This window comes from Caldicellulosiruptor acetigenus (assembly GCF_026914305.1).
In the GTDB taxonomy this organism is placed as follows: domain Bacteria; phylum Bacillota; class Thermoanaerobacteria; order Caldicellulosiruptorales; family Caldicellulosiruptoraceae; genus Caldicellulosiruptor; species Caldicellulosiruptor acetigenus.
The window spans coordinates 243740-256269 of record NZ_CP113866.1 but is presented as its reverse complement, the minus strand read 5'-3'; the positions used below and the strand labels follow the sequence as shown (position 1 = coordinate 256269).

Below are 12530 nucleotides of genomic sequence, written 5' to 3'. Positions count from 1 at the left end.
GATTAAGAAAATTTCTTTGTTTTTATGTGTTTTTAAATATATTTTACACCTATTGTTTTTCATTTTCAACAATAAAACCAAAAAAATTAGCTGGCAAAATTATGCCAGCCATTTTTTATTCCTCTTTGAATTTATATGCATTTTCAATTCTCTTTATCATAGAATCATACAAAAGCTTGGAAAGACCTATTCCACCTTGTTTTGAAGCACTTTTTGAAACCTCGTCAACAAACATGTCGTTAAAGATATCATCTGCAATACCCTCTTTAAAAAGCCCGCCTTTTGGTATCGACTTTTGCATCTGTTTAAAAATGGTAGAAAGCATGATAGCCTCAAATTCCTCACAGGCTTCTTTTAGCTTTTGTTTGTCTTTCTCAGAATACGCTTTTTCAAGCTTGTCTATGATAGAGTTATCAATACCCTCCTGATAACCTGCCTGAATCTTTATGCCCGAGATATCACTCATTGATAATTACCTGCCTTATAAAACTTATCTCTTCAGGTTGTTTGCCATGGAAAGCATATCGTCAGCTGTTTGGATAGCCTTGGAATTTATCTCATACGCCCTCTGAGCAATTATTAGTTTTACCATCTCATCAACAACTTGAACGTTTGACATCTCCAAAAAACCTTGTAAAATCCTGCTCTTTTGACCTTCCATCTCCTCTTCAGATACAGGGTCGCCGGATGCAGCAGAAACATTATACAGGTTTTTACCCTCTGCCAAAAGTCCCTGAGGGTTTATAAATCTTACTATCTTGATTTTAAGACCTGAATCCTGAATTTGGCCTTCTGCGTCCTTGTAAGTGATCCTTCCTGTTTCATCTATTGTGATACTTGAAATTGCAGTCTCTGGAAGAACAATTTCGGTGTCGCCCTCTGCTAAAACTGGATATCCATCTGAAGTCACAAGTTTTATCTGTCCTTCAACATTGGAAACTTTAAAACTTCCATCCCTTGTATATCTTGGGCCGTTGGGAGTTGATACAACAAAAAATCCTTCCCCCTGAATTGCTAAATCAAGCGGGTTTTCAGTCCTCTCCAAATTCCCTTCTGCAAAGCTTTTTGTTATAGCAGAGATTGTGACGCCATGACCAATCTGAAGACTTACAGGCTTCCCATCACCTGCAACAACATCTGCTCGAGAAAGGGTCTCATACAAAAGGTCTTTAAACTCAGCCTTGTCTTTTTTGAAAGCTGTTGTATTCACATTTGCAAGGTTGTTGGATATGATATCGACATTTGTCTGCTGCGCTTTCATACCAAGAGCGGCAGAATAGAGTGCTCTCATCATTTTTTCCTCATTCCTCCTTTACATTTCTAAATCTTCTCGCCAGGATACACCCCGATTACTTTCTCGCAATCTCATTTACTGCCTTTTGCAACGTCTCATCCTGAATGGTAAACGCCTTCTGGTTTGCTTCATACGCCCGCAGCACACTTATCATGTTGACCATCTCTTGGACAGAATTTACGTTAGAACCTTCCAAATACCCCTGAAGAATCCTACCTGAAAATGGAATTTGCTGAGCTTGCGCATCTGCTTCAAACAGGTTATTGCCAAGCTTGCGAAGCAATTGCTTGTCCTGAAAATCAACAATTCTGAGCCTATCAACAAATCTTCCATCCTGGTAGATATTCCCTTGCTCGTCTATTCTTACTTGTCCACCATTTTGAAGAACAATCCTTCCGTTCTGTCCAAGGACATAAAAACCATCAAGTGTAACAAGCTCTCCCCGCGAATTTAAAGTAAATGCCCCGTTTCTTGTATAAAGGATTTGCTGAGCACCTTGACTTCCTGGCACCTCAATGGCAAATAATCCATTTCCTCTTATCGCCAAGTTCAAAGGCTCATCTGTTTTTATGTAAAGTCCCTGGGAAAAATCACTCACAATCATTGACACATCACTTCCTAACGACATATACCCTATTGCATTGTCAGGCGAAGAAACTTTGTCGTATATCCTGTAGACAAGCATGTTTCTAAAGCTTTCAACCTGCGCAACATCTCTTTTAAATCCGGTTGTGCTCACATTTGCCACGTTGTTTGCTGTTATATCCATAAGTTTTTGATTTAAAATCATTCCCGATGCCGATGTGTAAATTCCTCTAATCATTCTTACAATCTCCTTTTTTACCTGACTCTCGGGTCTTTTATAAGACTTGCTTCTAGAACATCTAATGCTTCTAACGCCTTTCCTGTTCCAAGTGCGACGCACGACACAGGGTCATCTGCAATCCTTGTTGGAATTCCTGTCTTTTCAGAGATAAGCTTGTCAAGCCCCCACAAAAGGCTTCCTCCGCCTGTCATTACAATACCAGTTGAGGTAATGTCTGCTGCAAGTTCAGGTGGTGTGTTCTCCAAAACCCTGTGCACAGCTTCAATTATAGCCGACACAGGCTCTTCTAAAGCCAGAAGCATCTCGTCAGATGTGACAGTTATTGTCTTTGGAAGACCTGTCAGAAGACTTCTTCCTCGCACTTCCATAGATTCCACCTTTGGTTTTTTGTAAGCACATCCAATATTTATCTTTAATTCCTCTGCGGTTCTTTCGCCAATTGCAACACTGTGCTTCTTTCTTATATATCGGATAATTGCTTCGTCAAATTTATCACCTGCAACTTTAATAGATTCGCTGACAACCGCCCCGCCAAGAGAAATCACCGCAATGTCTGTTGTTCCACCACCGATGTCAATCACCATACATCCTACCGGCTTTGATATGTCAAGTCCTGCTCCAATCGCAGCTGCAATAGGTTCTTCTATTAAAAATGTCTGTTTTGCGCCTGCTTCGTATGTTGCATCTAAGACTGCTCTTTTTTCAACCTCTGTAACTCCGGATGGCACGCACACAACAACCCTCGGCTTGAAAAATACCCTCTTGCCAAGGACCTTCCCCAAAAAATATTTTAGCATTGCCTCTGTGACCTCATAGTCTGAAATGACACCGTCGCGAAGAGGTCTTACCGCCACGATATTGCCCGGTGTTCTTCCAATCATGCGTCTTGCTTCTTCTCCAACTGCTAAAATCTGTTTTCTTGTCTGCTCTATTGCAACAACTGATGGTTCTCTTAAAACTATACCCTTCCCTTTCACATACACTAAAACTGTTGCTGTACCCAAATCTATTCCTATATCTGTTCCAAATGCCATATTGAGACCTATCCTTTCTATTTTTCTTTTTTGTAAATATACCTTAAATATATTTTAATTTTTAATTTGCATATTTTCAATGAATTTTATATACAATTTTTTAGAAAATAAAAAAGGCTTTCGCCGCACTCACTTTTGAACTGCCGGCAAAAGCCTTGCAATTTTTTATTTTCCAGTTTTGAAATACTGGATTGCCCGCTCAAGCTGTTTGTCTACATACTTGGATTTTACAAACTCATTAAATTTGCTTATAATCTTTTTTTGAGTAATAATATTCAGCTCACCTGATTGATAAAGCCTGTTGTCACCTTGAAACTTTTTGATTGCCTCAATTGTAGTATCATCCATTTTCCCTGTCCAAAATTGTAAATAACCCAAATAATAAAGCCTTTGTTGTGCCGCTAAAACTTCTAAATCCATATCACCTTTTTTATATCTCTTAGTTGCAGTGAGTGGTAAAATCTTGTCTGGTCCAAATTGTGCAAGTGAATCATCTTTTACCTCTATGTCTGGCACAACACCTTTTCCTTCAACATAATATCCAGACGGTGACTTGTACTTTGCAACCGTCACTTTCGCTACATACCCTTTTTTTGTGTCTGTCTCAGGAAGACTAACCAAGGTCTGCACAGTCCCTTTTCCATATGTCTTTGTACCAATCACAACTCCTACTTTTCTGTCCTTTATAGCCTGGGCAAAAATCTCTGACGCAGAAGCACTCGATTCGTTTGTCAAAACTGCAAGTCTGTACTTTGCATTCTTGTTCTTTGATTTGTACTCATCTTTAAAGGTGTTGTACTCAATTGTTACAATTGGTCCTTCTGGCACAAAATATTCACATATCTTTACAACCTCATCCAAAAGTCCGCCGGGGTTGTTTCGAATATCAAAAATAATGTTCTTGATACCTTTTTTGTCAAACTCATCAAGAGCTTTCTTGACATCATTTGAACACCCTTGTGTGAACTGCGTAAGTTTAATGTAGCCAATGTTATTATCAAGCACCTTATACTCCACAACAGGAATCTTTATCTTTCTTCTCACAATAGAAAATCTGTAAGTCTTGCCATCTCTTAAGATGTCAATCACAACAGTTGTGCCTTCCTGCCCGCGAATGAGCTTAACAGCATCATCTGTTGTCTTCCCAACCAGGGACTTTCCATCTGCTGCAATGATTTTGTCGCCAACCTTTAAGCCCGCTTCCTTTGCAGGTGTTCCGTCAAAAACTCCAACAACAACTATGTAGTCCTCCTGTTTTTCTATCTGGATGCCTATGCCCGAAAACTCTCCGCTCACGCTCTGGGTAAAGTCCTGAGCCTGCTGTGGTTTCATGTACTCTGAATACTTGTCAAGGCTCTTGAAAAGCCCTGTAAACATCATGTCAATTAGCTCGTCATAGCTGTATTTTCCTATGTGATACACCTTTGCAACCTGCAACACCTTTTTGATATAATCCATCTGCTTGTCTGTAGGAAAATCAGTTGAGATTATAAAAAACTGGGAATACACAGGCACCGCAACAAAGATAGAAAGTGCAACCACAATGGCTACAATCTTTATCAAAAGCTTTTTGTTAATTTTCATCTCTCTCCTGCCTCCACATCATGATTTTTTGTATGCTCAAAATCTGCTACTTTAAACCTTTTCTAATTTGACCGTTAATCTGAGCTAAAGAGGCTCATGTCAAGGTATCTTCTTGCAAGCGTGTCTCTTAAAAAGTTTATGAGGTTATAAACAAGGTTTGCAGCACTGCCTTTTGTAAGCCACTGCTGCGGCAAAAAGTTGTTATCCTCAGTTCCAACCATTATCTTTTCATCCTTCAATACCTTAACAGCATCCTTTGCCCACACCGGAATACTATCGTCGTCAAGGTAGTCTGTCTGGGTGATTGGCTGGGTTACCTTTTTGTCAAAACCGAGCACCTTTGATATCACAACAGCTGCCTCTGCTCTGGTTATATAATCCTCTGGCTTAAAATACTCAGCACTTTTGCCTCTCATCAGCCCTGCCTTTGTGACTGCGTATATGTAGCCATAATACTTGTGATTGAGCGGCACATCCTTGTATATCGATTTTTTTTGCACTGTCCTGGGATTGTAATAGTTAGAATATATGTTGAGCGCATCCATCAATAGCTTGGCAAACTGAGCACGGGTTATATACTCTGTGGGATTAAAGTCAGTTGTGCTGTCAAATCCGCCAAACGCAAAGCAAGTGTTCACTGCATCTTCATACTCATACCCTTTCACCTTTGGAAGAGTAGGTGCAATTGCCATTCTGATAATCGGGTTTTTTTCAATATTTTTTGCCACTTTACCCCTCTGCCTTATTGTCAGAACTTCTCCGGTCTTTGCAAAAGTTGGAAGGTCGTACATGGCAACAAAATTTCCTTCAACCTTGGACTTCAGTATATATGTCCCTGGAATGCTGGATGGAAGATTGTTCTGTTGAAACTCCAAAATGGTCTTTTGCACAAGAGCTATGTTGTAGTTGACATTTGCAAACCATGAAGGTGTTTCTATCCTCTGGGCTATCTTCTGAAACTCGCCAGCTCCCCAGTACCCGTCATACCCGTAGTTTTTGCCTTCAATGGTAATTTTCAAGCCCTTGTCATATATCTTTTCAAGCATCCACTCTCCCTGGAAAAAGCTCACCGCCGGGTTTGTGTCAACAGCTGTAGACTTTGAAAATGAATAACTCTGAAGATTGTAAGTAGCGCTGTCTACAGTTAGCGTTTCCTTATAGCTGTTAAGTGTATACTCCTTTGTTATACTCCCATTTTGAAGCTTTGTCAAGCTGCCTTTTAAACTTACAGTTCTTTTTATAGCCACCTTTCCAGTTGAATCCTTAAGGTCATAAGTGTAAGAAAGAGTCTCGTTATTTGCCGCCCTTTTTATCTTGGCATCAACAGTACCTGAAAGAAGAATAGGTTTTCCTGTTACAAATGTGTATTCATAGTATTCAATCTTGGTCTTTTTCGGGTCAGGGTCTTTGTAGGATGAAATTCCACCTTCGTATCCTAAATACCCTTCCTCACAAAAAGCAACCTGCCAGCTGATAATTAAAACGATACTCAGCACCAGTACTGCTGCCATCAAAAATTTTTTAAACAACCTCTAAACATCCCCCTTTTATAGCAAAAACTTTCAGTAGTTTACAAGCACAACTGTAGGTGAAATACTTGACTTTGACAGGTCAAAACTGTTCTGAGGGACAAGCAACAAAACCCTGTCACCAAACTGGGGCGCTTCAGCTCTCAAATTTCCATTCGCATCCAGCAAAATTGCTTGTGTGGTGTCAAGGGTAAAACTTTTATCAATTTTGTTCCATGTCTGGGTCATCATATCGTTGTACTGGACATTTAGAATCTTCATATCCTTGCCAACTACACCTGTGACAATGTATCCACCAAAGCTTGCATCAATTATAACATTTGCGTACTTACCATTGTGAATGATATACACACTATTGTTTTTCAGGTTCAATATGTCTTTCGGACTGCCAAGGCCATATACATCACACAAAACTGTCTGTGTATCGTAAAGAAGAGTTAGCTTGCTCGGAACATACTGCCATCCTCTCTGACTATCTAAATAGACATAGTCTTTCACAGTGATATATTCAAGCTCTGAAACATCAAGCACCTGCCCGCGAACAAATATGGGTTTTGAGATGCCTTGTAGCTTCTTTGCAACAACAAGGCTGTCTTGGCTTGCAACACCAATTATTTCATCTCCAACCTTGAAGTTTGCAGGGGTCAAAAGCCCGTTTGAAATGGTGTACGTTTTGTTTCCTATTGAATACCTATTTCCAGATACCACTACCGAATTTGAAGATGTCATGCTCACCTCGCCCTGTATCTTGGTAAAAGCCCCTCTTGATATTGCCACAACGGTGTCCAAAACCTCCTGTGAAAACCTTTCTTTTGTCACAACTACAACAGGTAAGTTTTGCAGCTTTGAAAGTGGTGATTGAGGACTGCCATCTAAAATGAATGTCAAATCAGACGGAATCTTGAAAGAAAGCCAGGTGTATAGCGGTTCAAATGCGTTGTTTCTTAAAATCTGGATGTCAGAAAGATATAAAGCATCTCCATTGACCGTTCCTTTTGCGATGTAGATATTTTTTACATATTCATTTCCTGATATCTCTATCTTTCGGATGTACGCTGAGCTTCCATAAAAACTTCCTGTGAGCTTCACATACTGACCTGGCACAACATCCTTTAAAGCTGCTGGCATGCCGTTTTTTATAATCTCAACGTCGCTATTTATTTCATACGGTCCGTATATTCTCCCATCAATATTGACAATTATCTTCTGCGGAAGACCAGTTGCAAGGTTTCTTACAACATTTTCAATCTTTGTAATCTTCTGCTGCAGGTTTGAACTTGCTGTGACTGTGCGCACAAAATCGCCACTAAAATATAGGAAAACAACATCGCCTGGCAAAAGGCTGTCTAAAGAAGCATTTTGACCATCCTTTTTAACTTTTAGCCCAAGCTTTTTTGAAAACCTGTAGCTCTTTTTGTTGCCTTCCTGGTTGTAAATCTCAAGATACCCCAAGTTTGAATCTACCTCGTGCAAAATACCGGAAACTATATCTTCAGATTTCTCATCAAACGTGGTGCTGAGATACTGTACATACCCACAAGCTGTACCTGCCAAAACTTTCATTCCCTCATAAAAATCATTTTTTGTAAGAACTCTTGAAAAATCGCCTTTGTCAATGTAGACTGTGTCCGGCGAAAGAAGATACTCTGTTAACACTCCGTTTTGATTGAGGACAATCTTGTCCTTTGATATCCTTGAGATTATCCCCTGCACTCTTGTTATTTCAGGGCTGTCAAGCGAAAGCAAAGTTATGGCATCTGCCCTGTCTTTTTGGACCTTAACCTGTACAAGATTTCCTACATTCAATTCTGAAAAGTTTAAACTCTTTCCTGAGTTTGCATCATAGATTGTAGCTTTGGGATTCAAAACAAGATTGTAAACTTTACCATCCGGCAGTTTTAGTGAAAATGTCGTCTTTTTATGGTCAATCTTGGATATTACACCTTTTATGTTTTCCTGACCAGGCCTTTGCAAAATGCTGGCCAGCACAACCTCGTTTTTGCCATTTACATAAAAGGCTACATAGTCCCATTTTTGAAGATAGGAAGAGCTCAAAAAATTGCCATTTGCTATTACTCCAAAATCCTGTTTACCAGGGCTGACTGTAATATTTATATCATTTCCGTTGTCATCTTCACAGACTAAAACCATTTTATCGCTATTAAACTTCTGAATATCTTTTATCTCAAGCTTTACCTCTTTTAGTCCATTTGCGCTCAAGATATTTGGTTTGAGACTTCCGAGGATAAATGCCAGCTCTTCATATGTTATGTAGTCGTCTGGATGAAGATATCCATCAGACCTTCCAACAAGAGCACCATTTTTCAAAAGAGTATTTACTGAACTTAAAAACTTGCTGTCTATTTTATCATAATCAGGGTAAGTTTTAGCTAAATTCTCATAAGAAATAGGTATTTTGAATGCCTTTACAACCCACAAGCAGACTTCCTGTCGAGTTGCAGGTCCGGACCTTACAAATATCAAATCGTCATATGAATATGGTCTTCCTTCATACACAGCTTTTGCAATGGTATCATCATTTTTCTTCATCAGCTGCTGGGTCATCTTCTCATGTTCTTTTTCACTTGGCTGAACCTGCGCCATTGCATCCTGATATTCTTTTTTAGACAAAATTTTCATATCATATGCAAGCTGAATATACCCAAGATAAAGATAGTTGTATGGCTTTACAAGCTTCTGACCTGATGGCCTTTTTAACTCCAGCTTTTCAGCCCTCACAAAAGCATCCTGCTGTCTTCCCGTGCTGTTTAAAATTACAGCCAGCGCCTCTTCCTTTGACAGCGTATCAGAAGGGTTTATCTTCTGTCTTGCAACTGTATTGAAAAATCCAAGAGATGACAAAAACAAAAACGCATCTCTTGACAAGGCATTTTGAGGCAAGTTCACAATTTGGGTATTTTTAGCCATCCTGCTGTAGCTGCTGCTTGCTATATACTCCTGAGCACCTTGGATATTTGCAGGAATGAGCGTCAAAAAAAACAAAATCAAAACTACCCTGCTTATTAGTCTGTATAAGGTTGTTATTTTCATCTTCCCTTTTATCATGCTAAAAATCCCCCGCTTTATTTTTGCTCAAAAATTCTGTCCTATAAGATATTATCGACAAAGCTTTCCTTTTTCTCAACAATAGCCGCAAGCTCTTCAAGAAATTCTAAAAGTTCTGCAGCATTATTTATTCTATTAATTTTATCTCTTATTTTAGCAGCATTTTCAATTCCTTTTACAAAAAAGCTAAGATGCTTTCTCGCTTCCAAAACTGCCATCTTCTCGCCTTTCTCACTGCAAAGCTGTGTGAAAAACTCAATCGCAACCCTTATTTTCATATGAGGTAAGACCTTAGTTTCAACATACCCTTTTTCAAACCCTTCTTTGATCTGAAGAAACACCCAAGGGTTTCCAAGCGCTGCTCTTCCTATCATGATGCCATCTGCTCTTGTTACTTCATACGCTCTTTTTGCCGACTCAAAATCAGTTATATCACCATTTGCAACAACCGGAATTTTGACTTTTTCTTTTACCTTTCTTATTATTTCCCAGTCAGCTTTTCCAGAGTACAACTGAACCCTTGTTCTTCCATGAACTGTCACAAAAGAGGCTCCGCTTTCTTGCAGGATGTATGCAAATTCAGGAGCATTAATATTTTCTTCATCAAATCCCTTTCGAATCTTGACAGATACAGGTTTTCTGCTCACCTTCGCAACGCTTTCTACAATTCTTGATGCCAAAGAAGGATTTTTCATCAGGGCACATCCTTCACCGCTTTTCACAAGTTTCGGCACAGGACAGCCCATGTTTATGTCAATAAAATCATACTCAAACTCATCCTGCAATATCTTGACAGACTGCGCCATAACTTCAGGGTCGCTGCCAAAAATTTGAATACCTCTTATCTTTTCTTCTTCTGAAAATGAAATGAGCTCTTTTGTCTTTGCACTGCCAAGCACAAGTGCTTTGCTGCTAACCATCTCTGTCACTGTGACATCTGCTCCAAATCTTGAGCAAAGTCTTCTGAAAACTTTGTCTGTAAACCCTGCCATAGGTGCTAAAAAGATTTTTCCTTTGATGTCGAGCATTTAAAATACCCCTTCTTTTAGAAAAACTTTTTTTAAAAGCTCTATCATAGCAATATTTTATCACACTTCAGCCTTTATAAGCTTACTATTTTATCAGGTCCCTCATATTATGAATATCCCAGCAACTTTCCAATAAAAACCAAAAACAGCATGTGCGCGGGATAGAACCAGTAAAAAAAGTATTTATTGAGCCTGAATTCAAAGTCAACCGGAAGCATTCTCGCAAAAAGTATTAATACTACACTCAAAATAGAATATACTTGAAGCTGCCAGCCAATAAGGTATGAGGCAATTACTGTAAGAATAGAAAATCCTACAAGCTGCAAAATGGGTTTTTCGTACAAAAAATAAAATATCAATACCGCTAAAACACCGTAGATTCCATAGTCCATTGGAACAAAGTATGATATGGCAAGTGGAATAATTATCAGAATATACCATGACTTTTTGAAAAAATAAAGGCAAAGTGCTGCAAAGAAGAAGGTTGCAATGACATTCAGCTCTCCATCGCCTGTCATTAGATAAAAAGGATACTGGGATATGATGGCAAATATTAAGAGTCTTTTTAAGTACCTTTTATGGTCAGAAGTGTGCCAGAACCCCACCGCCACTTGATAGGCAAAGATAGGAAAGGCAATGCGACCAATTATCCGCAGCAAGGGCTTTTGTGGAAAATATAAAAATCCTGTATGGTCAATAAACATGGTTATGCATGCTATGAGTTTTAATAAATTAGATTTTGACTTTGTAAGGTCTTTCGAACATGCAGAAAAAAAGGGTATTGATTTAAGTTTTAATACTAACTTTTCCACAGAATATCTTCTCCTTTCATGAAAAAAGTGGTGGTTGATTTTAATATATTTCTACCAAGATGGTTTAAAACCCTTTTTATTTTGAAATACTAAAAGCACTCTTGTAATAATTTTGGGGCTGCCCTGCACATTAAGAAGCAGCCCCACTGTAAAACATATTTCTGAAAAATCTTTATGCCAAAATATCCTTATTTTTGAAATTCAACAATGCCGTTGCTATAGGAATAGTAAGATATACGGCAATTACCAATATGCTGAACCATGGGCTTATGAAACTAATACTTAATTCAACTGAAATATCATTAGTAATTATTTTGGTAGGATCAAGATAAGAATAAAGAAGTATCATCTTCAAATACTTAAAAGCAGGAACTACTTGGGAAATTGGTGAGACCAAAAAATAAATTCCATAAACCACAATAAAACTTAAAATATTTGCCAACGAATTGCTCTTGCACAGAGTTGAAATAAATACGCTGAGCGCACAACATGCAGCAATTATTAGTGTCTGAAGTAAAAGGGCTAAAATTAAAAATTTCCCCAGTGTTATGATATATGAACTACCATATACAGGTACTACTGCCTCTCCAACCTCTTTGTAGATTGTTCCAATTACTGTTGGATATTTTAAATTGGTAAAACCGTAAATTATTCCTGTTACTATATATACTAAAACTTCTGAAATCAAAATTAGCCCTTCGCTAACAATTAAAGCTGTTATAAATTTTGACAAAACAATGCTGTTTCTTGGTATTGGTTGTGAGGCTAATATCCTTATAGTCTTCTGTGAAAATTCGTTTGACATTATATCTGAACTTATCACAAATACTATTAAAGGCATCATAAATATTATCATACCCAAAAAAAGTATCATTACACTAAAATTATTTAAATCTGTACGTTTAAGTGGCTTTAGATTGTGTGAAAGATAGTATTCGTTTTCTATAATTTCTTTTCGATAATTTTCTCTTGAGTCAGAAAAGCTCAAATCAAGAGCCTGGTTCATCTTGATTTTAAGTTCTTTGATTTCTTTTTTTAAATTTTCTCGCCAATTATTTGAATCACTTGCCAGAGCACTTTTCCACTGAGCAAGTTGCTGTTCAAGTTGATATATTTGCATATCAATCTTTTGCTTTTTCACTTCATCTTTTATTTTCGATTTTTCTTTTTGCAATTGACTAATTGTTTTTTGCAATGACCTTATTTCCTCTTCTGGCTGAACTGATTTAATATAAGCAATGCTTCCCCAAACACCCACTATCGCAGAAGCAATTATAATGAGTATAGCAATAAAAATCTTCTTTCTGTAAAAAAGTTTTATAAGCTCATTGTTTACAAGAGCTAACATTTTATACCC

The 12530-nt window shown here is 38.1% G+C and carries 10 protein-coding genes; all 10 read right to left on the bottom strand.

Going from position 1 to position 12530, the window contains the following annotated elements; genetic code table 11:
• Positions 1-115: 115 nt before the first annotated feature.
• Entirely contained in the window at positions 116-466 is a 351-nt protein-coding gene (locus OTK01_RS01005) for a rod-binding protein (protein WP_029228431.1), read from the bottom strand.
• A gap of 24 nt (positions 467-490) precedes the next feature.
• The gene (flgG, locus tag OTK01_RS01000; protein WP_029228432.1) at positions 491-1294 is read right to left on the bottom strand and encodes a flagellar basal-body rod protein FlgG; all 804 of its coding nucleotides are present in this window, start codon (positions 1292-1294) and stop codon (positions 491-493) included.
• Between the two features lie 55 nt (positions 1295-1349).
• On the bottom strand, positions 1350-2117 hold the full coding sequence (locus OTK01_RS00995) for a flagellar hook-basal body protein (RefSeq protein ID WP_029228433.1): 768 nt from the start codon (positions 2115-2117) through the stop codon (positions 1350-1352).
• A gap of 17 nt (positions 2118-2134) precedes the next feature.
• Positions 2135-3154 (bottom strand): rod shape-determining protein, encoded by a 1020-nt coding sequence (mreB, locus tag OTK01_RS00990; protein ID WP_029228434.1) that lies wholly within the window; start codon positions 3152-3154, stop codon positions 2135-2137.
• Between the two features lie 165 nt (positions 3155-3319).
• A complete protein-coding gene (locus OTK01_RS00985; RefSeq protein WP_029228435.1) occupies positions 3320-4738 on the bottom strand; it encodes a S41 family peptidase in 1419 nt (472 codons plus the stop codon).
• Positions 4739-4812: 74 nt separating this feature from the next.
• On the bottom strand, positions 4813-6267 hold the full coding sequence (locus OTK01_RS00980) for an S-layer homology domain-containing protein (protein ID WP_029228436.1): 1455 nt from the start codon (positions 6265-6267) through the stop codon (positions 4813-4815).
• 33 nt (positions 6268-6300) lie between these two features.
• Positions 6301-9333, bottom strand: coding sequence for an S-layer homology domain-containing protein (locus tag OTK01_RS00975; protein WP_029228437.1), 3033 nt, complete (start codon positions 9331-9333; stop codon positions 6301-6303).
• A gap of 41 nt (positions 9334-9374) precedes the next feature.
• The gene (gene dusB / locus OTK01_RS00970; protein WP_029228438.1) at positions 9375-10361 is read right to left on the bottom strand and encodes a tRNA dihydrouridine synthase DusB; all 987 of its coding nucleotides are present in this window, start codon (positions 10359-10361) and stop codon (positions 9375-9377) included.
• Between the two features lie 107 nt (positions 10362-10468).
• Positions 10469-11173, bottom strand: a complete 705-nt coding sequence (locus tag OTK01_RS00965) for a TraX family protein (RefSeq protein ID WP_029228439.1) — start codon at positions 11171-11173, stop codon at positions 10469-10471.
• A 172-nt stretch (positions 11174-11345) separates the two neighbouring features.
• Positions 11346-12521 (bottom strand): ABC transporter permease subunit, encoded by a 1176-nt coding sequence (locus OTK01_RS00960; protein ID WP_029228440.1) that lies wholly within the window; start codon positions 12519-12521, stop codon positions 11346-11348.
• Positions 12522-12530 lie beyond the last annotated feature (9 nt).

Bases quoted from the DNA above. Each gene is read 5' to 3' on its own strand.
- OTK01_RS00985 (WP_029228435.1), bottom strand. From the start codon at position 4,738: ATGAAAATTAACAAAAAGCTTTTGATAAAGATTGTAGCCATTGTGGTT.
- mreB (WP_029228434.1), bottom strand. From the start codon at position 3,154: ATGGCATTTGGAACAGATATAGGAATAGATTTGGGTACAGCAACAGTT.
- OTK01_RS00995 (WP_029228433.1), bottom strand. From the start codon at position 2,117: ATGATTAGAGGAATTTACACATCGGCATCGGGAATGATTTTAAATCAA.
- OTK01_RS00960 (WP_029228440.1), bottom strand. From the start codon at position 12,521: ATGTTAGCTCTTGTAAACAATGAGCTTATAAAACTTTTTTACAGAAAG.
- OTK01_RS01005 (WP_029228431.1), bottom strand. From the start codon at position 466: ATGAGTGATATCTCGGGCATAAAGATTCAGGCAGGTTATCAGGAGGGT.
- OTK01_RS00975 (WP_029228437.1), bottom strand. From the start codon at position 9,333: ATGATAAAAGGGAAGATGAAAATAACAACCTTATACAGACTAATAAGC.
- flgG (WP_029228432.1), bottom strand. From the start codon at position 1,294: ATGATGAGAGCACTCTATTCTGCCGCTCTTGGTATGAAAGCGCAGCAG.
- dusB (WP_029228438.1), bottom strand. From the start codon at position 10,361: ATGCTCGACATCAAAGGAAAAATCTTTTTAGCACCTATGGCAGGGTTT.